This is a genomic window from Variovorax paradoxus (assembly GCF_030815975.1).
Lineage (GTDB): Bacteria > Pseudomonadota > Gammaproteobacteria > Burkholderiales > Burkholderiaceae_C > Variovorax > Variovorax paradoxus_N.
This window is the reverse complement of the sequence record NZ_JAUSXL010000002.1, coordinates 3,289,265-3,312,930: the sequence shown is the minus strand read 5'-3', so window position 1 is coordinate 3,312,930 and position 23,666 is coordinate 3,289,265. Positions and strand designations below refer to the sequence as shown.

General features: G+C 66.8%; 22 protein-coding genes. 15 read left to right on the top strand and 7 right to left on the bottom strand.

Translation table 11 applies throughout. The annotated features are described in order from the left end of the window. Window positions 1-28 precede the first annotated feature (28 nt). The 4 genes from QFZ47_RS19340 to mgtA all read left to right on the top strand — a co-directional run bounded on the left by QFZ47_RS19340 (window position 29) and on the right by mgtA (window position 4,177). The gene (locus QFZ47_RS19340) at window positions 29-463 is read left to right on the top strand and encodes an acyl-CoA thioesterase (RefSeq protein WP_307657159.1); all 435 of its coding nucleotides are present in this window, start codon (window positions 29-31) and stop codon (window positions 461-463) included. Between the two features lie 9 nt (window positions 464-472). Further along, window positions 473-676, top strand: a complete 204-nt coding sequence (locus QFZ47_RS19335; RefSeq protein ID WP_307657158.1) for a hypothetical protein — start codon at window positions 473-475, stop codon at window positions 674-676. Window positions 677-996: 320 nt separating this feature from the next. Then, window positions 997-1,206: a hypothetical protein gene (locus QFZ47_RS19330; protein WP_307657157.1), complete on the top strand. Its 210-nt coding sequence runs from the start codon at window positions 997-999 to the stop codon at window positions 1,204-1,206. 205 nt (window positions 1,207-1,411) lie between these two features. Further along, a complete protein-coding gene (gene mgtA / locus QFZ47_RS19325) occupies window positions 1,412-4,177 on the top strand; it encodes a magnesium-translocating P-type ATPase (protein WP_307657156.1) in 2,766 nt (921 codons plus the stop codon). Window positions 4,178-4,530: 353 nt separating this feature from the next. Here mgtA and QFZ47_RS19320 read toward each other — a convergent pair whose 3' ends face one another. From QFZ47_RS19320 to xdhC, 4 genes are all read right to left on the bottom strand, one after another. Continuing rightward, window positions 4,531-5,973: an NAD-dependent succinate-semialdehyde dehydrogenase gene (locus QFZ47_RS19320; protein WP_307657155.1), complete on the bottom strand. Its 1,443-nt coding sequence runs from the start codon at window positions 5,971-5,973 to the stop codon at window positions 4,531-4,533. A 183-nt stretch (window positions 5,974-6,156) separates the two neighbouring features. Then, a complete protein-coding gene (locus QFZ47_RS19315; RefSeq protein ID WP_307657154.1) occupies window positions 6,157-7,497 on the bottom strand; it encodes a glycerate kinase type-2 family protein in 1,341 nt (446 codons plus the stop codon). Between the two features lie 76 nt (window positions 7,498-7,573). After that, window positions 7,574-8,779 (bottom strand): urate hydroxylase PuuD, encoded by a 1,206-nt coding sequence (locus QFZ47_RS19310; protein ID WP_307657153.1) that lies wholly within the window; start codon window positions 8,777-8,779, stop codon window positions 7,574-7,576. Window positions 8,780-8,970: 191 nt separating this feature from the next. Then, entirely contained in the window at window positions 8,971-9,777 is an 807-nt protein-coding gene (xdhC, locus tag QFZ47_RS19305; RefSeq protein WP_307657151.1) for a xanthine dehydrogenase accessory protein XdhC, read from the bottom strand. Window positions 9,778-9,829: 52 nt separating this feature from the next. Between xdhC and QFZ47_RS19300 the strand changes: the two genes are divergently transcribed. Continuing rightward, the gene (locus tag QFZ47_RS19300; protein WP_307657150.1) at window positions 9,830-10,336 is read left to right on the top strand and encodes a hypothetical protein; all 507 of its coding nucleotides are present in this window, start codon (window positions 9,830-9,832) and stop codon (window positions 10,334-10,336) included. A 125-nt stretch (window positions 10,337-10,461) separates the two neighbouring features. On the opposite strand, the gene uraH is transcribed toward QFZ47_RS19300, so the two are convergent. Further along, window positions 10,462-10,812: a hydroxyisourate hydrolase gene (gene uraH / locus QFZ47_RS19295; protein WP_307657149.1), complete on the bottom strand. Its 351-nt coding sequence runs from the start codon at window positions 10,810-10,812 to the stop codon at window positions 10,462-10,464. Between the two features lie 82 nt (window positions 10,813-10,894). Here uraH and QFZ47_RS19290 point away from each other — a divergent pair, with 82 nt between their 5' ends. The 5 genes from QFZ47_RS19290 (at window position 10,895) to QFZ47_RS19270 (ending at window position 16,566) form a co-directional block, all read left to right on the top strand. Further along, on the top strand, window positions 10,895-11,569 hold the full coding sequence (locus QFZ47_RS19290; protein WP_503169954.1) for a GntR family transcriptional regulator: 675 nt from the start codon (window positions 10,895-10,897) through the stop codon (window positions 11,567-11,569). Between the two features lie 7 nt (window positions 11,570-11,576). Continuing rightward, a complete protein-coding gene (gene puuE, locus QFZ47_RS19285) occupies window positions 11,577-12,548 on the top strand; it encodes an allantoinase PuuE (RefSeq protein ID WP_307657147.1) in 972 nt (323 codons plus the stop codon). Beyond that, window positions 12,545-14,323 (top strand): 2-oxo-4-hydroxy-4-carboxy-5-ureidoimidazoline decarboxylase, encoded by a 1,779-nt coding sequence (uraD, locus tag QFZ47_RS19280; RefSeq protein WP_307657146.1) that lies wholly within the window; start codon window positions 12,545-12,547, stop codon window positions 14,321-14,323. Before puuE ends, uraD begins: the two co-directional genes overlap by 4 nt. Before the next feature lie 11 nt (window positions 14,324-14,334). After that, window positions 14,335-15,561, top strand: coding sequence for a M20 family metallopeptidase (locus tag QFZ47_RS19275; RefSeq protein ID WP_307657145.1), 1,227 nt, complete (start codon window positions 14,335-14,337; stop codon window positions 15,559-15,561). A gap of 93 nt (window positions 15,562-15,654) precedes the next feature. Next, entirely contained in the window at window positions 15,655-16,566 is a 912-nt protein-coding gene (locus tag QFZ47_RS19270) for an alpha/beta fold hydrolase (protein WP_307657144.1), read from the top strand. On the opposite strand, the gene QFZ47_RS19265 is transcribed toward QFZ47_RS19270, so the two are convergent. Together QFZ47_RS19265 and QFZ47_RS19260 are read right to left on the bottom strand one after the other, a co-directional pair. Beyond that, window positions 16,529-17,845 (bottom strand): aminotransferase class V-fold PLP-dependent enzyme, encoded by a 1,317-nt coding sequence (locus QFZ47_RS19265; protein ID WP_307657143.1) that lies wholly within the window; start codon window positions 17,843-17,845, stop codon window positions 16,529-16,531. The two genes, QFZ47_RS19270 and QFZ47_RS19265, sit on opposite strands and share 38 nt — an antisense overlap. A gap of 2 nt (window positions 17,846-17,847) precedes the next feature. Next, window positions 17,848-18,741 (bottom strand): amino acid ABC transporter substrate-binding protein, encoded by an 894-nt coding sequence (locus QFZ47_RS19260; RefSeq protein ID WP_307657142.1) that lies wholly within the window; start codon window positions 18,739-18,741, stop codon window positions 17,848-17,850. A gap of 141 nt (window positions 18,742-18,882) precedes the next feature. Here QFZ47_RS19260 and QFZ47_RS19255 point away from each other — a divergent pair, with 141 nt between their 5' ends. From QFZ47_RS19255 to QFZ47_RS19235, 5 genes are all read left to right on the top strand, one after another. Continuing rightward, window positions 18,883-19,803: a LysR family transcriptional regulator gene (locus QFZ47_RS19255; protein ID WP_307658973.1), complete on the top strand. Its 921-nt coding sequence runs from the start codon at window positions 18,883-18,885 to the stop codon at window positions 19,801-19,803. A 31-nt stretch (window positions 19,804-19,834) separates the two neighbouring features. Then, window positions 19,835-20,305, top strand: coding sequence for an SET domain-containing protein (locus QFZ47_RS19250; protein WP_307657141.1), 471 nt, complete (start codon window positions 19,835-19,837; stop codon window positions 20,303-20,305). A 228-nt stretch (window positions 20,306-20,533) separates the two neighbouring features. Continuing rightward, window positions 20,534-22,036: an NCS1 family nucleobase:cation symporter-1 gene (locus QFZ47_RS19245; RefSeq protein ID WP_307657140.1), complete on the top strand. Its 1,503-nt coding sequence runs from the start codon at window positions 20,534-20,536 to the stop codon at window positions 22,034-22,036. Between the two features lie 25 nt (window positions 22,037-22,061). Then, window positions 22,062-22,799 carry an aspartate/glutamate racemase family protein gene (locus QFZ47_RS19240; protein ID WP_307657139.1) on the top strand — a complete coding sequence of 246 codons (738 nt, stop codon included), beginning with the start codon at window positions 22,062-22,064 and terminating at the stop codon, window positions 22,797-22,799. 49 nt (window positions 22,800-22,848) lie between these two features. Beyond that, entirely contained in the window at window positions 22,849-23,604 is a 756-nt protein-coding gene (locus QFZ47_RS19235; RefSeq protein ID WP_307657138.1) for a GntR family transcriptional regulator, read from the top strand. Window positions 23,605-23,666: the final 62 nt, after the last annotated feature.

The following is a 23,666-nucleotide window of genomic DNA, read 5'->3' as shown; positions in this document are numbered from 1 at the left end:
CGTGGCTGCCGGCGAGAATGAACTGATGATGAGCAACAACAGCAAAGAGATCACCTACACCGCGCGCGTCGAGTTCGGCGACTGCGATCCGGCCGGCATTGTCTGGTTTCCCAACTTCTTCCGCTGGATCGATGCGGCCTCGCGTCACTTCTTCGCCGAGTGCGGCGTGCCGCGCTGGGAAGAAACGGCGCAGACGCTGGGCGTGATCGGCACGCCGCTGGTCGACACGCACACGCGCTTCGTCAAGTCCGCGAGCTACGGCGACACGCTGCAGATCGCGGTGCGCATCCCCGAGTGGCGCGACAAGAGCTTCGTGCAGACCTACCGCGTCGCACGCGGCGAGGAGCTGATCCTCGAATGCGAGGAGGTGCGCATCTTCGCGGCGAAGCGCGAGGGCGGCGGCATCCGCGCGGTGCCCATTCCACCTGCGATCCGCGCGCTCTGCGAGCAGGCCGCGTCTTAGAATGGCCCGATGAACTGGCGCACTCTTCTCCCGCTCGCTTTGCTCGCCACCGGCTGCTCGGTGCCGCCCAACCAGGTGGTGCCGTTCCGCGAAGGCGTGCTGCGCGCACCCACGTACACGCAGGCCGCCGACCATTGCAGCGCCAACGGCCAAACGCCGCGCTGGCTCGGCAAGGCACCCGCGGAATCCGGCGTGCTGTTCCAGTGCAACTGAGCCTAGCAGGGACATAACCGAAAAGGTTGACGCCCATTGTGATGCAGTGCAACAATTCGGTATCTTCATTTCGGAGCCTCGTGCGTGGACAGTGCCAGTTGGATCAGTGACAAAAAGACGCGTGCCTCGGCAGGCGTGACACATCCGGCCCTCTAGCGCAGGCTTTCCCGCGCTGTGGCCGCCGTGTCCGCAGCGTGACCCGTTCGCCGTTCAGGCCAGCGGTTCTTCCCTTCCGAATCCCGTCGTTCTGCGTCACTGACTTTTTCAGTCAGCTTGCGTGTGTCCGTGCGCGAGGCCCTTCAGCGCGAAGGAGCCTTGCCATGCGTCAATCTCAACTTCATCAACAGCAGCAACAGCAGCCGGTGCAGCAGCAACCTGCCCGCCAGCCGGCGCAGGCGCCTGCGCGCGCGGTCACGGCGCAGGATGTGGAGAACGAAACGCTGGACCGCGCCGCCGCGCTCTGGACCACGCGGCGCATCCGCAACTTCTTCCTGCTGCTCGAGCGGCCGCCGCGCGCAGGGCAGCGCTGAGGCGCCACACCGCACCGCACCACCCGGTACGCAAGAAACAAGGAGGCCTCGATGGACCCCGCTTCTCGCTGGCGCCCCTGCGCGCCGCCCATGCTCCGCCCGATCGACAACCACCAAGTGCAGCGCGCCGCGCCGCAAGGGAACTCCCACGCCTGATTGACGCGGGAGGTTCTTCCCTTCGCGGCGGGCGCCGTGAAGGAAAAAAATGAAGAACGTCCTGAAGTCCTTTTTCGAGAGCTTCCTGCGCAGCCGCCGCATGCTGCATCACTTCGAGCGCTGGCAGACGCTGCTGGGCTCGAAGCCCGTCGGCGTGGCCTCGGCCGCGATGCCGCCCGACATCGCAAACGCACTGGCCGCCGCCTCAGGCACCGAGGCCGGCGAGATGCTCCGGAGGCTCGGCAGCTCGCCGCAGGGCCTGAGCGAAGGCCACGCGCAGTTGCTGCGCAAGCGCCTGGGCAGCAACGAGGTGCGCCACGAGCAGCCGCTGCCGTGGTGGACGCACCTGTGGCAGTGCTACCGCAATCCGTTCAACCTGCTGCTGACCGTGCTGGCGCTGGTCTCCTGGGTCACGGAGGACATGAAGGCCGCGCTCGTGATCGGCAGCATGGTGGTGCTGTCGACGGTGCTGCGCTTCCTGCAGGAGTCGCGCTCCAACAAGGCGGCCGAGCGGCTCAAGGCCATGGTGAGCAACACCGCCACGGTGCTGCGGCCCGCGCCAGGCCGCGGGGACAGTGCCGCGGACAGCGACGGCTTCGACGCCACGCACGCCGACACGGTGCGCGCCGAGGTGCCGATGCGCGACCTGGTGCCGGGCGACGTGATCGCCCTTTCGGCCGGTGACATGATCCCGGCCGACGGCCGGCTGCTCGCCGCCAAGGACCTGTTCATCAGCCAGTCCGCGCTGACCGGTGAGGCCATGCCGGTCGAGAAATTCGCCATCGATCGCGGCGGCCCCGAGGCCGGCGTGCTCGAGCGCGAGAACCTGCTCTTCATGGGCACCAGCGTGATCAGCGGCACCGCCACCGCACTCATCGTGCACACCGGCAACCGTACCTTCTTCGGCGCGCTCGCGCAGCGCGTGGCCGCCGCCGACCGCGGCACCAGCGCCTTCCAGGCCGGCATCAACCGCGTGAGCTGGGTGCTGATCCGCTTCATGCTGGTGATGGCGCCGCTGGTGCTGGTGATCAACGGCGTGGCCAAGGGCGACTGGTGGGAGGCGGCGCTGTTCGCGCTGTCGATCGCGGTCGGCCTCACGCCCGAGATGCTGCCGATGATCGTGACCGCCACGCTGGCCAAGGGGGCGGTCGTGATGTCGCGCCAGAAAGTGATCGTGAAGCGGCTCGAAGCCATTCACAACTTCGGCGCCATGGACGTGCTGTGCACCGACAAGACCGGCACGCTGACGCAGGACCGCATCGCGCTGGAGCGCCACACCAACGCATGGGGCGAAGGCTCCGACCACGTGCTGCAGCTCGCCTACCTGAACAGCTTTCACCAGACCGGCCTGAAGAACCTGCTCGACAAGGCCGTGCTGAGCCACGCCGAGATGCAGCTCGAAACGCGGCTGCAGACGGCCTGGCGCAAGATCGACGAGGTGCCCTTCGACTTCTCGCGCCGCCGCATGTCGGTGGTGGTGGGGAACGGCGGCAGCGAGCACCTGCTGATCTGCAAGGGCGCGCTGGAAGAAATTTTGTCGGCCTGCACATCGGTCGAGCGCGCAGACGAAGTGCTGCCGCTCGACGCCGATCTGCTTGCGCGCATCCACCGCGTGGCTTCGGAGCTCAACGCGCAGGGCCTGCGCGTGGTGGCGGTGGCCAGCCGCACGCTGAGAGCCGAGGCGCGCAAGCCGGCCTACGCGGTGGCCGACGAAGCGGAGCTCACGCTCTTGGGCTACGTGGCGTTTCTCGATCCGCCGAAGGAATCGACCGCACCCGCGCTGCGCGCGCTGGCCGAGCACGGCGTGGCGGTGAAGGTGCTCACGGGCGACAACGAGCTGGTCACGCGCAAGGTCTGCGGCGATGTGGGCATCGCGGCCGGCCGCGTCGTGCTCGGCCGCCAGATCGAGGCACTGGGCGACGCCGAGCTGCGCGCGCTGGTCGAAGAGCACCAGGTGTTCGCCAAGCTCACGCCCGCGCACAAGGAACGCATCGTGCACGCGCTGCATGCCAACGGGCATGTGGTCGGCTTCATGGGCGACGGCATCAACGATGCGCCGGCCCTGCGTGCGGCCGACATCGGCATCTCGGTGGATGGCGCGGTGGACGTGGCCAAGGAATCGGCCGACATCATCCTGCTGGAGAAGAGCCTGATGGTGCTGGAACAGGGCGTGGTGGAAGGCCGCCGCACTTTCGCCAACATGCTGAAGTACATCAAGCTCACCGCGAGTTCGAATTTCGGCAACGTGTTCTCGGTGCTGGTGGCCAGCGCGTTTCTTCCGTTCCTGCCGATGCTGCCGCTGCACCTCTTGGTGCAGAACTTGCTGTACGACGTGTCGCAGATCGCGATTCCGTTCGACAACGTGGACACAGAGTTCCTGAAGACGCCGCAGCGCTGGAATCCGGCCGACCTGGGGCGCTTCATGGTGTTCTTCGGGCCGCTGAGCTCGGTGTTCGACATCCTGACCTACACCGTGATGTGGGTCGTGTTCTCGGCCAACACGGTGGCGCACCAGACGCTGTTCCAGTCAGGCTGGTTCATCGAGGGGCTGCTGTCGCAGACATTGGTGGTGCACCTGATCCGCACGCGCAAGATCCCGTTCCTGCAAAGCCGCGCGGCCTGGCCGCTGCTGGCCATGGGCGCCGCGATTGCCACGGCGGGCATCTGGCTGCCGATGGGGCGGCTCGCGCACTATTTCAAGCTGCAGGCGCTGCCGCTGGCGTACTTTCCGTGGCTGGCGCTGATGCTGGGCGGCTACGCAACGCTCACGCAGACAGTCAAGGGCTGGTATGCGCGGCGGTATGGGTGGCAGTGACGTTTTGCTTTGTTCAGGGCGCGTGCACAGGACACCGGGTACTCCCCTCCGCGAATGTCCCCCGGCCTTCGGCCTCCTCCTTGATTTCGCTGCGGGGAGCACCCGATGCCCTGTGCACCTGGGCACGCTGCTGGTGTATCGCTGATCAACCACCGCTCTTTCCAACGCTCCCGTCGATGGGGTGCCTTGCGCAGCGAAATTAAGGAGGAGCCCGAAGGGCGGGGGACATTCGCGGAACAAGGTACCCCATCGGCGGGAGCGCGCCCTGGAAACAAGGGCATAAAAAAAGCGACACCGCCGCGAAGCGATGCCGCCTTTCCGAAGAAAGAAACGCCGGCAGACCGAACGGCTGCTTAGACGCTCATGATCGAAACAGCCTTGGTGTTCAGGTAAGCCTCGAGCGCCTCCGGGCCGCCTTCCGAGCCGTAGCCTGAATCCTTCACGCCGCCGAACGGCATTTCCGGCGAGGGCGTGGCGGGCTGGTTGATCCAGAGCATGCCGAGTTCGAGCTTCTGGCTCAGCAGGTGCGCGCTCTTGATCGACTTGGTGAAAGCGTAGCCGGCCAGGCCGAACGGCAGGCGGTTGGCTTCGGCGATCGCTTCTTCGAGCGTGTCGAAGCCGCGGATCGCCGCGATCGGGCCGAAGGGTTCGTTGTTGAACACGTCGGCGTCGAGCGGCACGTCCGTCAGCACCGTGGGCGCGAAGAAGTTGCCCGAGTCGCCGACGCGTTCGCCGCCGGCGACCACGGTTGCGCCCTTCTTGCGCGCATCGTCCAGCACGTGGGCCATGGCCGTGAGGCGGCGCGCATTGGCGAGCGGGCCGAGGGTCGTGCCTTCGGCCAGGCCGTCGCCAAGCTTCAGGCCTTCGGTGTACTTGACCAGCGTGCGGGCGAATTCCTCGCGCAGGCTGTTGTGCACCAGGAAGCGGGTGGGCGAGATGCAGACCTGGCCCGCATTGCGGAACTTGGCGGCACCCGCGGCCTTCACGGCCAGCGCCACGTCGGCGTCCTCTGCCACGATCACCGGTGCGTGGCCGCCCAGTTCCATGGTGACGCGCTTCATGTGCGAGCCGGCCAGCGCGGCCAGCTGCTTGCCGACCGGCGTGGAGCCCGTGAAGGTCACCTTGCGGATGATCGGGTGCGAGATCAGGTAGTTGGAAATTTCGGCCGGGTTGCCGAACACCAGGCCCACGGTGCCGGGCGGAATGCCGGCATCGACAAAAGCCTGCAGCAGCGCGGCGGGCGAGGCCGGGGTTTCTTCGGGCGCCTTCACCAGGAACGAGCAGCCGGTGGCCAGCGCGGCGCCGAGCTTGCGCACGATCTGGTTGATGGGGAAGTTCCAGGGCGTGAACGCGGCGACCGGGCCCAGCGGCTCCTTGATCACCAGCTGCTGCGCATTCAGGTTGCGCGAAGGCACGATGCGGCCGTAGACGCGGCGGCCTTCGTCGGCGAACCATTCGATGATGTCGGCAGCGGCCAGCGTTTCGCCCTTGGCTTCGGCCAGCGGCTTGCCCTGCTCCTGCGTGAGCAGCCGGGCGATTTCAGGCGCGCGTTCGCGGATCAGGCCAGCGGCGCGGCGCATCACGGCGGCGCGCTCGTTGGCGGGCGTGTTGCGCCACTTTTCAAAGCCGCGCTGGGCTGCGGCCAGGGCACGGTCGAGGTCGGCGATGCTGGCGTGCGCCACCTTGCCGATGGCCTTGCCGGTGGCCGGGTTCACGACGTCCAGCGTCTTGCCGCCGGTGGCGTCGACCCATTCGTTGTCGATCAGCAGGCGGGTGTCGGTGTAAGTGGCGGTCATGGCGAACTTTTCCTTCGGGGACTGGATGATGGTGAAAAGGGGAAATCTGGATGGGTGCGCGGCGCGGCACCCGGAAGGTGCGCTTGCGACAACGGCGGCAAATTGCCGCCGGGTGCATAGATTAACCCGAGTTCGCGAAGCCCGCCGGCGCCGGGAAACCGGCCCCTTTTGCCGTTGCAGCCGCTACAGGATCAGCAGCGCGCGGAAGTCGTTGACGTTGGTGTTGGTGGGGCCGGTCACAAACAGGTCGCCGATCGCGTCGAAGTAGCCGTAGGCGTCATTGCGGTCCAGGTGGTCCGACAGCTTCCTGCCGGCCGCGGAGGCGCGCGCCAGCGTGTCGGGCGTGACGAAGGCGCCGGCGTTGTCTTCCACGCCATCGATGCCGTCGGTGTCGGCGGCCAACGCCCAGACCTGCGGCTGGCCCATCAGCGCGCCGGCCAGGCCCATGCAGAGTTCGCCGGCGCGGCCGCCGCGGCCCTTGGCTTGGCCCGGCTGGCGCGGGCGGATCGTGACCGTGGTCTCGCCGCCCGAAAGAATGACGCAGGGCCGCGCGAACGGCTGGCCGCGGTGCGCCACGGCGCGCGCCAGCGCCGCATGCACCTTGCCGACCTCGCGCGATTCGCCTTCGATCTCGTCGCTGAGGATGTGCGCCTCGATGCCGGCCTCGCGCGCCGCCCTGGCCGCGGCTTCGAGCGACTGCTGCGGCGTGGCGATCAGGTGGACTTCATGGCCCGCGAACACCGCGTCGCCCGGCTTCGGGGTTTCGAGTTCGCCGCTCTCGAGCTGCGCACGCACGGGCGCCGGCACCTCGATGCTGTAGCGGTCGAGGATGGCCAGCGCCTCGGCGCAGGTGGTGGCATCGGGCACCGTGGGGCCGCTGGCGATGACGGCCGCGTCGTCGCCCGGCACGTCGCTGATGGTGAGCGTGACCACCCGGGCCGGCGCGCAGGCCGCCGCAAGACGGCCGCCCTTGATGCGCGACAGGTGCTTGCGCACGCAGTTCATCTCGCCGATGCCGGCGCCGCTGTCGAGCAGCTGCTTGTTGATGCGCTGCTTGTCGGCCAGCGTGAGGCCTTCGGCCGGCAAGACGAGCAGCGACGAGCCGCCGCCGGAAATGAGGCACAGCACGAGGTCGTCGGCCGTGAGGCCCTGCGTGAGCGCGAGGATGCGCGCCGCCGCCTGCTGCCCGGCCGCATCGGGCACCGGGTGCGCGGCCTCGACGATCTCCACGCGCTGTGGCACGCCTTCCGGGCGCGGCGGAATGTGGTCGTAGCGCGTGACGACCAGGCCCGAGAGCGGCGCATCGGCCGGCCACAGGGCTTCGAGCGCCTGCACCATCGAGCCGCCGGCCTTGCCGGCGCCCAGCACCAGCGTGCGGCCCTTGGGCGGCTTGGGCAGATGCGCGCCCAGCGTGGACAGCGGCAGCGCGCGGTCCACCGCCACGCGGTAGAGATGTTCGAGAAAGGCGCGCGGTGCTTCGCGCGGATCGGGTGCGGGTCCGAAGGACGGGTTCGATGCGGTCATGGCTTGCTTTGTCTCCATCCGGCGATTGTGCTGCGAACGGCGGCCCACGCTCTTGACCGCGGTCTATCCGATCCAGCTAGTTGGTCTTGGCCCCGGCCTGGAACCAGCGGCCGATCAGTGCGCGTTCTTCTTCGGTGATGCCGGTCGCGTTGTTCATCGGCATGATCTTCGTGACCACCACCTGCTGGTAGATGGCCTGCGCATGCGCCGCCACCTGGTCGGGCGTGTCGACGCGCACGTTCTTCATCTGCACGGCCTCGCCGTGGCACATGAAGCAGCGCTGCTCGAGCACCTTCTGCACGTCCTTGAACGCCACCGCGGGCGCCGCTGCGGTCGCCGCGGGGGTAGCGGCCGGCTCGGGTTTCATCCACACGATGGTGAGCCCCAGCACCACGATGCCGATCAGCGCATAAGGCAGCGGGTTGCCCGCGTTGCCGAGCTTGAAGCGGTGCCGCACCACGAAGAACTGGCGAATGGCCGCGCCGCCGAGCATGATCAGCAGCAGCACGATCCAGTTGTACTTGTGCGTGTAGGTGAAGCTGTAGTGGTTGCTCAGCATCGCGAACAGCACCGGCAGCGTGAAGTAGGTGTTGTGCACGCTGCGCTGCTTGCCGCGCTGCCCGTGCACCGGATCGACCGGGCGGCCCTCGCGCAGCGCCTGCACGTTCTTGCGCTGGCCCGGAATGATCCAGAAGAACACGTTGCCGCTCATCGTGGTGGCCATCATCGCGCCCACCAGCAAAAAGGCCGCGCGGCCCGCGAACCACTGGCAGGCCAGCCAGGTCGCGAAGACGATGAACACTGCGATCAGCACGCCGACGATGGTGTCGCCGTTCTTGCGGCGACCGAAGATCTGGCAGATGCCGTCGTAGACCATCCAGAACACGACGAAGAAGGCCAGCGCCACGCCGATGGCCGCGCCGGGCTGCCAATCCATCTTCGACTTGTCGATCAGGTAGGTGCTCGCGTTCCACAGGTACGACATGGTGAAGAGCGCAAAGCCCGTGAGCCACGTGCTGTAGCTCTCCCAGTACGACCAGTGCAGGTGGTCCGGCAGCCTCTTGGGCGCCAGCGCGTACTTCTGCATGTTGTAGAAGCCGCCGCCGTGCACGGCCCACTGCTCGCCGCCCACGCCCTTGTCGAGCGACTCGGGGTCCTGCGGCTTCTCGAGGCTGTTGTCCAGCATCACGAAGTAGAAGGAGGCGCCGATCCAGGCGATGGCGGTGATGACGTGGACCCAGCGCAGCAGCAGGTTGGCCCAGTCGAGGTAATAGCTTTCCATGTGTGGTGCTCTCTCTCAACCCTGGCGGCGCATCGTGTCGCCGCGAAGGGGTTTCAGCCTGCTCACCACTGCGGGCGCTGTAAGCAGAGAAAGTGCCGCGAACGCAGGCTCCATGAAATGGGCCTCGCTCCGCTGCGGCTTGTTGTGGACCGAAAGTGTATACAGTTTTGGCAAAGGGCGGGGCTTTTTTGTTAGCCCAGCGATTGCAACAACTGTGCCGCCACCGCGACCGCGATCACTTCGGGCTCCTTGCCCGTGATGCCGGGCACGCCGATCGGACAGGTGATGCGCGCCAGCTCGTGGGGCGTGAAGCCGCGGGCCTCGAGCCGGTGGCTGAAGGTGGCCCACTTGGTCCGGCTGCCGATCAGGCCGATGTAGGGCAGGTCGTTGTGCGTGCGCAGGCGCTTGAGGCAGGCGATGACGATGTCCAGGTCTTCGGCGTGGCTGAAGCTCATGATCAGCACGCGGCTGCCCGGTGCGAGTGCGGCCACGGCGTCCTGCACGGGCTCGGAATGCTCGGTCTCGATCTGCGCCGGCAGTGCATCGGGGAACACGCCGTCGCGGCTATCGATCCAGCGCACCGAAAACGGCAGGCCGGCCAGCAGCCGCGCGAGCGCGGCACCCACGTGGCCGCCGCCGAACAGCGCCACGGGTTCGAGTTGCGCGACCAGTTCGCGCTGCAGTGCCGGCGCATCGGCCGCCGTGATGCGGCGGTAAGAGAGAAACACCACGCCGCCGCAGCATTGGCCCAGGCTCGGGCCGAGCGGATAGCGCTGGACGCCATCGATGGCGCGCTGGCCGTGGAGCAATTCGCGCGCCTCCTGCGTGGCCTGGAACTCGAGCTGGCCGCCGCCGATGGTGCCCGTGAGCCTTTCGGCCCACACCGCCATCCAGGTGCCGGCCTCGCGCGGCGCCGAGCCCTGCGTGGATTCGACGCGCACCAGCACCGCGTCTTCGCGCGCGAGACGGGCCAGCAGCTGATCGACCATGCCGTTCATTTCCGATACCTTCGGTTGCGGGTTTGCACGAGACTCACGGTATAACCCGACGATGAAACGTCAGCTTACGCCGCGCCGCCTTGCATTGGCGGCATCCGTTCTTTCTTCCTCGCTCTGGCTCGCCGGCTGCGGCAGTCCCGGGGCCGTTCCCGGCCAATTGAGCGAAACCAAGACCGAGCCGCGCGCGGCGGCAGCCGTCGCCGGCGCCGTGCCGCGCCCATCGAATGCGGCCACCGCGCGCGAGTACCGCCGCGACGCCGCGCGCCACGTCTACGAAGCCAACAGGTCCCGCATCTACAGCGGCCAGCTGCCGCCCATGCTCTATGCCGTCGGCACGCTGCAGGTGAATCTCGACGCCGGCGGCAAGGTGGTGTCGCTGCATTGGATGCGCGCGCCCAAGCATGCGCCCGAGGTCATCGCCGAAATCGAGCGCGCCGTGCTGCAGGCCTCGCCCTTCCCCTCCGCCACGCGCCTCGGTGCGGTCACCTGGACCGACACCTGGCTCTGGGACAAGAGCGGGCGCTTCCAACTCGATACCCTGACCGAAGGGCAGCAGTAACTGGCTCTCCCCCAGTCTTCGCGCACTTCGTGTCGCTCCGCCAACCCCCTCGCCGGGGGCAACACCAGCGGCCCGGCAAAGCCGGTTCCGCGGTGTTCCACGAAGCTGCTGAGGACAAGAGCGAGTCACGACCCGCGGTAGGTGGAGTAGCTCCACGGGCTCACGAGCAGCGGCACGTGGTAGTGCTGGTCGGTGTGCGCCACGCCGAAGTCCAGCGACACCTTGTTCAGGAAGTTGGGCTCGGGCAGCTTGACGCCGCGCGCCTTGAAGTAAGCCGCCACGTCGAACACCAGCCGGTAGGTGCCGACCTTGAGCGAGTGGTTGTCGTAGAGCGGCGCGTCGCTGCGGCCGTCCGAATTCAGCGTGAAGCGTTTCACCAGCGTGGCGGCGTCGCCTTGGGTGGTGTAAAGCGCCACCTCCATGCCGGCCGCGGGGCCGCCGTGCATCGTGTCCAGTACGTGAGTGCTCAAGCCCATGGGGCGCTCCTTCAATGATGGAATCGGGTGCGGGAAATTCCGGTGGACAAAAGTGTATACAGTTACCGGCTTTGGGTCTATCATGAAAAACATGGAGTCCTCCACCACCCGTTCGATCGTCGACGCGCTCACCAAGGCGATCGTCGAGCACCGGCTGCAGCCCGGCACCAAGCTGGCCGAGCAGAAGCTGGCCGACCACTTCGGCGTGTCGCGCACGCTGGTGCGCCAGGCGCTGTTCCAGCTCTCGCAGAACAAGCTCATCCGCCTGGAGCCCGCGCGCGGCGCCTTCGTGGCAACGCCGGCCGTCGACGAGGCCAGGCAGGTGTTCGCGGTGCGCCGCATGCTCGAGGCCGAGATGACGCGAGAGTTCGTGCGCACCGTCACGCCGGCCAAGATCAAGGCGCTCAAGGAACACGTGGCGCTCGAGAAGTCCGCCGTGTCGGGCGAGGACATCTCGGGCCGCACCGAGCTGCTCGGCGACTTCCACGTGCGCATGGCCGAGCTCATGGGCAACCAGGTGCTGGCGCAGATCCTCGGCGAGCTGATCTCGCGCTGCGCCCTCATCACGCTGATGTACCAGAGCACCAGCGCGGCCGAGCACTCCAACGACGAGCACGCCGACATCGTGAAGGCGCTGGCCGCGCGCGACGAGGAGCGCGCCGTGCGCCTCATGACCGAACACCTGGAACACGTCGAGGCCAACCTGACCTTCGACCGCAAGGTTCCAACCAACGACATCTCGCTTGCACTGTCCTGAAAAGCCTATGACCGTCTACGACACCACCCTGCCCTACCCGCGCGACCTCGTCGGCTACGGCCGCAATCCGCCGCATGCCCAATGGCCGGGCGGCGCGCGCATTGCGGTGCAGTTCGTCCTCAACTACGAAGAGGGCGCAGAGAACGCCACGCTGCATGGCGACGCGGGCTCCGAGCAGTTCCTCTCCGAGATGTTCAATCCGGCGAGCTTCCCGGACCGGCACATCAGCATGGAAGGCATCTACGAATACGGCTCGCGTGCGGGCGTGTGGCGCATCCTGCGCGAGTTCGAGAAGCGCGGCGTGCCGCTCACCGTGTTCGGCGTGGGCATGGCGCTGGAGCGCTACCCCGAGCTGGCCGCGGCCTTCAAGGAACTGGGCCACGAGATCGCCTGCCACGGCTGGCGCTGGATCCACTACCAGAACCTCGACGAAGCCACCGAGCGCGAACACATGCGCTTGGGGCTGGAAGCCATCGAGAAGCTCACGGGCGAACGCGCCCTGGGCTGGTACACCGGCCGCGACAGCCCGCGCACGCGCCGCCTCGTGGCCGACTACGGCGGCTTCGAGTACGACAGCGACTACTACGGCGACGATCTGCCCTTCTGGATGAAGGTGCAGAAGACCGACGGCACCGTGGTGCCGCAGCTCATCGTGCCCTACACGCTCGACTGCAACGACATGCGCTTTGCGCTGCCGCAGGGCTACTCGCACGCCGATCCGTTCTTCCAGTACATGAAGGACAGCTTCGACGCGCTCTATGCCGAAGGCGATCCGCAAGGCGACAACAGCCCCAAGATGATGAGCATCGGCATGCACTGCCGCCTGCTCGGGCGGCCCGGCCGCATCACCGCGCTGCAGCGCTTTCTCGATCACATCGGCCAGCACGAGGACGTGTGGGTCTGCCGGCGCCTGGACATCGCGCGCCACTGGAAGCAGGTTCATCCCTTCGAAGCGGCCGCCACAGGAGACCCGTCATGAGCCTGACCCTCGACCAACTGAACGCAGCAACGCCGGCCGATGCCCTGGCGCTGCTCGACGGCACCTACGAACATTCGCCGTGGATCGCCGAGCGCGCGCTCGCGGTGCGCCCGTTCCGCTCGCTCGCACAGCTGAAGCACGCGCTCGTGAAGGCGGTGGCATCGGCCTCGGCCGACGAACAGCTGGGCCTGATCCGCGCCCACCCCGAACTCGCGGGCAAGGCCATGGTCAGCAAGACGCTCACGGCCGAATCGACCCATGAGCAAGGCAGGGCCGGCCTCACCGACTGCACGCCCGAAGAGTTCGCAAAAATCCAGCAGCTCAATGCCGACTACAACGCCAAGTTCGGCTTCCCGTTCATCCTCGCGGTGCGCGGGCCGCGCGGCACCGGGCTTTCCAAGCGCGAGATCATCGACACCTTCGAGCGCCGGCTGCACCATCACCCGGCCTTCGAGCTTGGCGAGGCGCTGCGCAACATCCACCGCATCGCCGAGATCCGGCTCGACGACAAGTTCGGCGCCGACGTCTCGCTCGGCAACGACGTCTGGGACTGGCAGGAAGCGCTCTCGGTGCACACCGATCCGGGCTATGCCGAGAAGGGCCAGCTCACCGTCACCTACCTGACCGACGCGCACCGCGCCTGCGCCGCGCAGATCTCGGGCCTGATGCGCGATTGCGGTTTCGACTCGGTGCACATCGATGCGGTCGGCAATGTGGTCGGCCGCTATGAAGGGGCCACGCCCGACGCGAAGGCGCTGCTCACCGGCTCGCATTACGACACCGTGCGCAACGGCGGCAAGTACGACGGACGCCTGGGCATCTTCGTGGCCGTAGCCTGCGTGCGCGAACTCGCGCGCCAGGGCAGGCGCCTGCCGTTCGCGTTCGAGGTGGTCGGCTTCGCCGAAGAAGAAGGCCAGCGCTACAAGGCCACCTTCCTGGGCTCGGGCGCGCTCATCGGCCACTTCGACCCGCGCTGGCTCGACCAGAAGGATGCCGACGGCATCACGATGCGCGAGGCAATGCAGCACGCCGGCCTGAAGCAGGAAGACATCCCGAAGATCCAGCGCGATCCGGCACGCTACCTCGGCTTTGTCGAGGTGCACATCGAGCAGGGCCCTGTGCTCACCGAGCTCGACATTCCCCTGGGCATCGTCACCTCCATCAATGGCGGCGTGCGCTACGTGGGCGAGATGATCGGCATGGCCAGCCATGCCGGCACCACGCCGATGGGCCGGCGCCGCGATGCCGCCGCCGCGGTGGCCGAGCTGATCCTCTTCGCCGAGCAGCGCGCAGCGAAGGACGGCGACTCCGTCGCCACCGTGGGCATGCTCGAAGTGCCGAGCGGCTCGATCAACGTGGTGCCCGGACGCTGCAAGTTCAGCCTGGATATCCGCGCGCCCAACGATCCGCAGCGCGACGCCGTGGTGCGCGACGTGGTGGCCGCGCTGCAAGAGATTGCCGACCGCCGCGGCGTGCGCTTCGTGATCGAGGAGGCCATGCGCGCAGCCGCCGCGCCCAGCGCGCCCGAATGGCAGCAGCGCTGGGAAAAGGCGGTCGAATCGCTCGGCGTGCCGCTCTTTCGCATGCCCAGCGGCGCCGGCCACGACGCGATGAAGCTGCACGAGGTGATGCCGCAGGCCATGCTCTTCGTGCGCGGCATCAACTCGGGCATCAGCCACAACCCGCTCGAATCGAGCACCAACGACGACATCCAGCTCGCGGTGCAGGCCTTCCAGCATCTGCTGGACAACCTCGCCACCGAACAAGCCCACTGAAAAGAAGACACATGACCGACTACGCCAAGCTCGACGCCTGGATCGACGCCCACTTCGACGAGGAAGTGCGGTTCCTGCAAGAACTGGTGCGCGTGCCCACCGACACGCCGCCCGGCAACAATGCGCCGCATGCCGAGCGCACGGCCGAGCTGCTGAAGGACTTCGGCCTCGACGCCGAGAAACACGCCGTGCCGACGCAGGAAGTGAAGGACTACGGCCTCGAATCGATCACCAACCTGATCGTGCGCCGCAAGTACGGCAACGAAGGCCGCACCGTGGCGCTCAATGCGCACGGCGACGTGGTGCCCCCGGGCGAAGGCTGGACGCACGATCCGTACGGCGGCGAGATTGCCGACGGCAGCCTCTACGGCCGCGCCGCCGCCGTGAGCAAGAGCGACTTCGCAAGCTTCACCTTCGCGCTGCGCGCGCTCGAAGCCGTGGCCAAGCCAACGAAGGGCAGCGTCGAACTGCACTTCACCTACGACGAGGAATTCGGCGGCATCCTCGGCCCGGGCTGGCTGCTCAAGCAGGGCCTCACCAAGCCCGACCTGATGATCGCAGCCGGCTTCAGCTACGAAGTGGTCACCGCGCACAACGGCTGCCTGCAGATGGAAGTGACGGTGCACGGCAAGATGGCCCATGCGGCCATTCCGACCAGCGGCGTCGATGCGCTGCAGGGTGCGGTGAAGATCCTCAATGCGCTCTACGCACAGAACACGCTCTACCAGCAGGTGACGTCGAAGGTCGAGGGCATCACGCACCCCTACCTCAACGTCGGCCGCATCGAAGGCGGCACCAACACCAACGTGGTGCCGGGCAAGGTGGTGTTCAAGCTCGACCGCCGCATGATCCCCGAAGAGAACCCGGTCGAGGTCGAAGCCACGATCCGCCAGGTGATTGCCGATGCCGCGGCCGAGAGCATCGGCATCACGGTCGACATCAAGCGCCTGCTGCTCGCCAATTCGATGAAGCCGCTGGCAGGCAACAAGCCGCTGGTCGACGCCATCCAGAAGCACGGCCAGGAACTGTTCGGCGAGCCGATCAAGGCCATGGGCACGCCGCTGTACACCGACGTGCGCCTGTATGGCGAAGCCGGCATTCCGGGCGTGATCTACGGCGCGGGCCCGCGCACCGTGCTCGAATCGAACGCCAAGCGCAGCGACGAGCGCGTGGTGCTCGAAGACCTGCGCCGCGCCACCAAGGTGATCGCGCGCACGCTGAGCGACCTGCTGGCCTGATCGCAAGCCGCCGCCCGCATTGCGGGCGTCCGACGCCGCGCATCAGTCGGCGCCTACAACCGCCGCCGCGCATCGGCGTGCAGCATGGGCTGCATGACCGAACGCAGTTCCACGCCCACGCTGACCGCCGATGCCCACGCGGTGGCGCATCGCTTCGCCGATGTCGACGGAATGCAGATCTTCTACCGCGAAGCCGGCCCGCGCGACGCGCCGGTGCTGCTGCTGCCGCACGGCTATCCGTGCTCGTCGTTCCAGTACCGCCGGCTCATGCCGGCGCTGGCGGACAAGTGGCGTCTCGTGGCGCCGGACTATCCTGGCTTTGGTCTGAGCGACACGCCGCCCGCCGATGCCTTCGGCTTCGACTTCGATGCCTATGCGGGCTTTCTGGAAGCCTTCTGCCGCAAGCTGGGCCTCGACCGGTACGCGCTCTACCTGCACGACTACGGTTCGCAGATCGGCCTGCGCCTGGCCATCCGCCGGCCTGAACGCGTGGCTGCGCTGATCATCCAGAACGGCGACATCTACGAAGACACGCTCGGCCCCAAGTACCGCGCCATCCAGGTGTTCTGGCGCGATCCATCCGACAGCAACCGGGCAGTGCTCGAAGAGGCCGTGAGCGAAGAAGGTTTTCGCGCCGAGTTCGTCGGCGAGGTTTCCGAAGCCCAGGCCGCGCAGATTCCACCCGACCTGTGGAAGCTTCATTGGCCGTTGATGAACACGCCGCAGCGCCGCGCGCTCGCGCTCAAGCTGATGGAGGGCCTGAAGCAGAACCTCGAATGGTTCCCGCGCTACCAGGCCTACCTGCGCGAACACCAGCCGCCCGCGCTCATCGTCTGGGGACCGAACGACGGCTACATGCCCGAAGCCTCCGCGCGCGCCTACCTGCGCGACATCCCGCAGGCCGAGCTGGTGCTGACGGATGGCGGACACTGGCTGCTCGAGACGCACCTCGAGCAGGTGGTTCCGGTCATCCGCCGGTTCCTGTCCGCGACCCCTTCGCGCTGAGCGCAATCTCCTGCGTCACGCGCAGAAACTTCTCCATGTCGGCCGCCGAATGGCAGTGCAACGGCGAAACCCGCACCGTGCCTTCAAGGCCGAAGGAATCGAGCATGCGCTTCGAGTAGATGCTGCTCGCCACGCGCTCGTAGACCGTCACGCCGCGCAAGCCGTACTCGACCACGGCCTGCGTGCAGTCGAGGTGTTCGAAGCCGATGCCGATGATCAGGTCGCGCTTCGTCAGGTCCGGGTGGTCAAGAAAGACCTTCACGCCCTCGATGCTGCGCAGGCCCGCGGCGCCGCCGCTTCCGTCCAGCAGCGCCGCCAGCAAGGCCCGCTCGTGCAACTCGATGTGCGCGATGCCTGCTTCGAACAGCGCCCGCCGCTCGGTGTCGTCCGAAAAATGGCCGCCGAGCCAGCACACGTAGTCCACAATCTCGGTGAGCACGGCAAACTGCCACGGTGCCGAGCTGCCCAGGTCCCAGAAGTCGGGCTTCTTGCCCGCGAGCCTGTGGTGCGGCAGCAGCGCCGCGCGGTCCGACACCCACGACAGGCCCGAGCCGCGGCAGCCGAAGAACTTGTAGGGCGCCATGTTGATGCCATCTACCGGCGTCTTCTGCAGGTCGATCAGCCCATGCGGCGCATGCTGCACGGCGTCCACCACGATGTAGAGGTCGGGCTTGATCTCGCGCGCGCGCCGCACGATCTGCTCCATGTCGAGCTTGGCGCCCGAGATGTTCGATGCGTAGATCACGTTGAGCAGGCAGGTGTCCTGGTCCACCAGCCGCACGATCTCGTCGGCATCGACACCGCCGGTCTCGGGGTTGCTCCTGGCCACCCGCAGTTCGCGGCCGGACTTGCCGGCATAGAGGCTCATCGCGTCGAACGACGAGGGATGCTCGAGCACGGTGGTGACCATGTTCGTGCCCGGCACGTTCTCGGCGATGGCGCGCACCATGTCGAACATCGCGCCCGATGCCGTCAGCGATGCATAGACGCTGCCGCCCCGCGCGTTGAGGATGGTGCGCACATCGGCCGCGGCCCTGGCCTGGATCTGCTGCAGCTCGACGGCGGTGGCGTGGATGCGCTCGGCGTTGTCGGGAATGGCATCGACCTGCATGAAGCGCTCGGCCGCCGCCTTCAGCCGGAACGAGCCGCCCGCGTTGTCGAAGTAGAGGCGCTCGCGCCCGTGGTGGTCGTGGTCGACATGGAGAAAGCGCTGCTTCACCTCGCGCATCAGCGCGTCGGAAAACGCCAGCCCTCTGGCATGGTGTGTGTTTGCCGGCATCTTCAAACGCCCTTGTTGTTCGGGTTCTTGTAGGCCTCGCGCACGGCGTCGGACATCGGGAAGTTGAGGTTCACGTTGCGCGGAGGAATGGGCGCCATGAACCACTTGGCGTAGAGCTTGTCGATGGCGCCCGACTTCATCATCTCGGTCACGGCCTGGTCGACGATGGCCTTGAACTCGGGGTCGTCCTTGCGCATCATGATGCCGTAGGGTTCTTGCCGCAGCACGTCCTTCAGCAGCTTGTAGTCGGAGGCGTTGGGCTGGTTGGCGATGAGGCCGGCCAGCTGCACGTCGTCGAGCACGTAGGCCACGGCGCGGTCGCTCGCGAGCAGCAGGAAGGCATCGGCCGTGTCCTTGCCCGCGATTTCCTGCACCTCGATGTTCTCGGTCTTGCGAAAACCGCGCAGCAGCTGCATCGACGTGCTGCCGGCCACCGTGGCCACGGTCTTGCCCTGCAGGTCGGCGATCGAGTTGATGCCGGAGTTCTTCTTCACCGCGGCGGTGATGTTGGTGACGAAATGGCTCGGCGCGAAGTCGACCTGCTGCTGGCGCTGCACCGTGTTAGTGGTGGTCGCGCAGTCGAGATCGACCGTGCCGTTCTGCACCAGCGGAATGCGGTTGGTCGAATTGAGCAGCGTGTAGCGCACCTCGATCTTCGAAAGGCCGAGCTTGGCCTTGATGGCGTCGACCACCTTCAGGCAGATCTCGTTGGTGAAGCCGATGGGCGCGCTCTCGGCGCCGGTCTTGTAGGAGAACGGAATCTGCGTGTCGCGGCTGCCGATCTGCACCGTGCCGCTTTCCTTGATCTTGCGCAGCGTGGGGCTCTCCTGCGCGGCCGCGGCACCGCAGAGCAGCGCGATGCTGGCACCCAGCGCGAGGGACAGTTTGAAGTTCATGGAATGTTCCTTTGAAGAAGAGGCAGGGGCGACATGGGGCAATACGGGCGCATCTTCGGCTCGGCTTCAAATTTCCAAAAGCGATTTTTTGTGATTGAATAAGATGAATAAAAGTACTCAATCAAAAGAGCACGCACCGTGATGACCTTCAAGCAGCTCGAAGCCCTGTACTGGATCGCCAGGCTGGGCGGCTTCGCGCAGGCGGCCAACCAGCTTCATACCTCGCAATCGGCCGTGTCCAAGCGGGTGCATGAGCTCGAGCTGCTGTTCGACACCGAGCTGTTCGACCGCAGCCAGCGCACCGCACGGTTGACCGAAAAGGGCGAGGAGATGTTCGTGCTCGCGTCCCGGCTGCTCGAGCAGCGCGACGCCGCCGTCGAGCAGTTCAGCAAGCCGGGCGTGGTGGAGCGGCGGCTGCGCATCGGCGTGACGGAGCTCACGGCGATGACGTGGCTGCCCCGGCTGGTGGGCGTGATCCAGCGGCACTACCCCAAGGTCGTTCTCGAGCCCGACGTGGACGACAGCCTGCAACTGCGCGACAAGCTGCTGGCCGACGAGCTCGACCTGGTGATCGTGCCCGACACCTTTGCCGACTCGCGCATGCAGAGCAAGGCCATCGGCAAGGTGCAAAGCGCCTGGATGTGCAAGCCCGGCGTGGTTGCCGCCGCCGGCACCGTGCGGCTGCACGAGCTCGCGCGCCACCGCATGCTGGTGCAGGGCAAGAGCTCGGGCACCGGGCGCGCCTATGACGCCTGGATGAAGGACCAGGGCGTGCAGCCCGCCGACACCATCGTGGTGAGCAACCTCGTGGCGCTGACCGGGCTCACGGTGTCGGGGCTGGGCGTGAGCTACCTTCCACGCCAGTGCCTGGACCCGCTCGTTTCGGCCGGCATGCTCGCGGTGATCGACGTGCTGCCCGCCCTGCCGGTGGTGCGCTACGTGGCCATGCACAAGGGCGAGCACCGCAGCGCGCTGACCTCGTCCATCGTGATGCTGGCGCAGGAATGCTGCGATTTCACGCGCATGTTCCAGGCGCAAGCGGACGAAGAGCCTGCAGAATGAGCGCGTCTCCAATCCATCGGCTCTTCCGCACATGAAACCCCGCAAGCAAACCTCGTCCACGCCCAACATCCGGGTCGCGCCCAGCGGGGTGCATGGGCTCGGTGCGTTTGCGACCTGCGATCTCCCGGCGGAGGCCTTCCTCGGCCTCTACGAAGGCCGCCGCTACACGCAGCAGGAGATTGCTGCCAAAACGTGGAACGACCAGCTCACCTACCTGTTCACGCTCTCCAACCAGGAAACCATCGACGGCGCCAAGGGCGGAAACGGCACGCGCCACCTGAACCACGCCTGCGACCCCAACTGCGAAGCGGTCGAGGAGTACGACGACGCGGGCGACCTGCTGCTGAAGTTCCAGACTCTGGTTCCCGTAGATGCCGGCGACGAGCTGTTCATCGACTATTCGCTGACCGCCGACGACGGTTCGACCGCCGAGAAATACCCCTGCCGCTGCGGCTCGCCGAACTGCCGAGGGACGATGCTGGCCCCGGTCGAGGCGGATTGAGCACCCGCTGGCGCCGCCCGCCGTCGAAAGGCGCCTTGGTCGCAAGCCAAGGCGCCTTTTCTCATTGCGCGCCGCCCAAGCATCTCAGGGAATCTACGGATATATGATTCGCCGGATAGGCTTGATTGCACACGGTTTTTGTATACAAATAACGCACCCGATACCCGGTGCGGAATCTGCGCTGGAAACGGTCCCTCAACCCACCATTCATTCGCACGAGGAAAGACCATGAGCACAGTCGTCAGCCAGGCCCCCGCGGGGGCGAGCGAAGCCGGCCATGCGCCGCATGCCGAATCCAACGCGCTGATCAAGCCCGGCTACCACCCGCGCCTGACCAACGAAGACCTGGCCCCGCTCAGGAAGCAGACCTGGGGCCAATACAACATCTTTGCGTTCTGGATGTCCGACGTGCACAGCGTGGGCGGCTACATCACGGCAGGCAGCCTCTTTGCGCTCGGGCTCTCGAGCTGGCAGGTGCTGGTGTCGCTGCTGGTGGGCATCGTGATCGTGCAGTTCTTCTGCAACCTGGTGGCCAAGCCGAGCCAGGTGACGGGCGTGCCCTACCCCGTGGTGTGCCGCGCCTCGTTCGGCGTGCTGGGCGCCAACATCCCGGCCATCATCCGTGGGCTGATCGCGGTGGCCTGGTACGGCGTGCAGACCTATCTCGCCTCGGCCGCCTTCATGGTGCTGGCGCTGCACCTGTTCCCGAACCTCGCGCCGTATGCCGACGTGGCCCAGCACGGCTTCGTGGGCCTGTCGACGCTGGGCTGGGTGGCGTTCATGATCATGTGGGTGCTGCAGGCCTTCGTGTTCTGGCACGGCATGGAAGCGATCCGCAAGTTCATCGACTGGGCCGGCCCGGCCGTGTACGTGGTGATGGCCGTGCTGTGCGGCTGGCTGGTGTGGAAGGCCGGCTGGAGCAACATCGACCTGAACCTGGGCGGCATCAAGTTCCAGGGCTGGGACGCGCTGCCGGTGATGCTCTCGGCCATTGCGCTGGTGGTGAGCTACTTCAGCGGCCCGATGCTCAACTTCGGCGACTTCTCGCGCTACGGCAAGAGCTTCGATGCGGTGAAGAAGGGCAACTTCTGGGGCCTGCCGATCAACTTCGTGTTCTTCTCGCTGCTGACGGTGATCACCACCGCGGCCACGCTGCCGGTGTTCGGCGAGTTGATCACCGATCCGGTGCACACCGTGGGCAAGATCGACAGCACCACCGCCGTGGTGCTGGGCGCGCTGACCTTCATGATTGCGACCATCGGCATCAACATCGTCGCCAACTTCGTCTCGCCGGCCTTCGACTTCTCGAACGTGGCGCCGCAGCACATCAGCTGGCGCACGGGCGGCATGATCGCGGCGGTGGGCTCGGTGTTCCTCACGCCGTGGAACCTCTACAACAGCCCCGAGGTCATCCACTACACGCTCGATGTGCTGGGTTCGTTCATCGGACCGCTGTTCGGCATTTTGATTGCCGACTACTACATCGTGCGCAGGCAGCGCATCGACGTGGACGCGCTCTACACCATGAGCAAGCAGGGCGAGTACTGGTACAGCGGCGGCTACAACCCGAAGGCGATCCAGGCGCTGATCCCCTCCGCACTGGTGCCGATTCTTTGCGTGATGGTGCCGGTGCTGCGCGGTGGCGCGAACTATGCATGGTTCATCGGCATGGGGCTGGGCTTCGTCCTGTACGTGCTGCTGAACCGCCATACAAAGACCTTCAAGACTTGAAACTGAAAACAGAAAGGGCCGCGCCGTGCGCATCAAGATCATCAATCCCAACACCACCTGGAGCATGACCGAGAAGATCGGCGCCTGCGCCCGCGCGGTGGCGCATGCCGGCACGGAAATCGTCGCGGTCAGCCCGGCCATGGGGCCGGTCTCCATCGAGAGCCACTACGACGAGGCACTGGCCGTGCCCGGCCTGCTGCAGGAGATTGCGGCCGGCGAGCGCGAGGGCATCGACGGCTACGTGATCGCCTGCTTCGGCGATCCGGGCCTGAAGGCCGCGCGCGAACTGGCGCGCGGCCCGGTGGTGGGCATTGCCGAAGCGGCGATGCACCTGGCCAGCATGGTGGGCAGCCGCTTCAGTGTGGTCACCACGCTGGGCCGGACCATGGGCCAGGCCTGGCACCTGGCCGAGATCTACGGCATGGAACGCTTCTGCGCCAAGGTGCGCGCCTGCGAGCTGCCGGTGCTCGAGCTCGAGGAGCCGGGTTCCAGGGCACGCGAGCGCATCGTCGACGAATGCCGGCGCGCGCTCGACGAAGACGGTGCCGACTGCATCGTGCTCGGCTGCGCCGGCATGACCGACCTGTGCGAGCACATCGGCGGCCTGCTCGGCGTGCCGGTGATCGACGGCGTGGCCGCGGCCACCAAGCTCGTCGAGTCGCTGGTCACACTGAAGCTTTCGACCAGCAAGCACGGCGAGCTGGCCCACCCGCTGCCCAAGGCCATGAAGGGCGCGCTCGAAGGCTTCACGCTGCGCGGCTGACGGCGCCCGGCGCAAGCGCGGCAGCCAGCCGCTGAGCCACAATCTCCGCATGCCCCGCGCCAGCACCAAATCTTCTGCCTCTCCCGTCACCGCCGCTCCGGCCGAAAACGGCGCGGCTGCCGCCGACAAGGGCAGCTCCATCGAAAGCATCGCGCAGGACATCGCCACCGCCATCGTCGAGAAGCGCCTGCCGCCCGGCACCTGGCTGCGCGAAGAGGCGTTGGGCCGCGTCTATTCGGTGAGCCGCACCAAGATTCGCGCGGCCTTGCTGATGCTCTCGAAGGACAAGCTCATCGAGATGATTCCCGACAAGGGCGCGTTCGTCTGCCAGCCCACGGTGCAGGAAGCACGCGAGGTGTTCGCGGTGCGCCGCATCCTCGAGAGCGAGGTGGTGCGCCTGTTCATTGCCAATGCGCGGCCACGCGATTACCAGGTGCTGGAGCAGCACATCAAGTTCGAGCGCACCGCGCTGCGCCAGACCACCACCACGGGCACCGTGCGCGAAAAAGTGCTGGGCGATTTTCACGTGGCGCTGGCCGAGGCCACGGGCAACAAGACCCTGGCCGAGCTGGTGCGCGAGCTGGTGGCGCGCAGTTCGCTGATCGCGATGCTCTATCACTCGTCGAACGACCCGCACTGCTCGTCGGACGAGCACTCCGATTTCCTGCGCATCTGCCGCAAGGGCGATGTGGAAGGTGCCGTGGCCTGCATGATCGACCACCTGGAACGCATCGAGGCCAGCCTGGAGCTCGGCACCGAGAAGCCCGACCGGCAGCTCGATCTGGTGAAGGCGCTGCTCGCCTGAAAAAACGCGGGCACTGCGATGCGGGTTTTCCTGCATCCGGATTGCCGCATAAATTGTATACA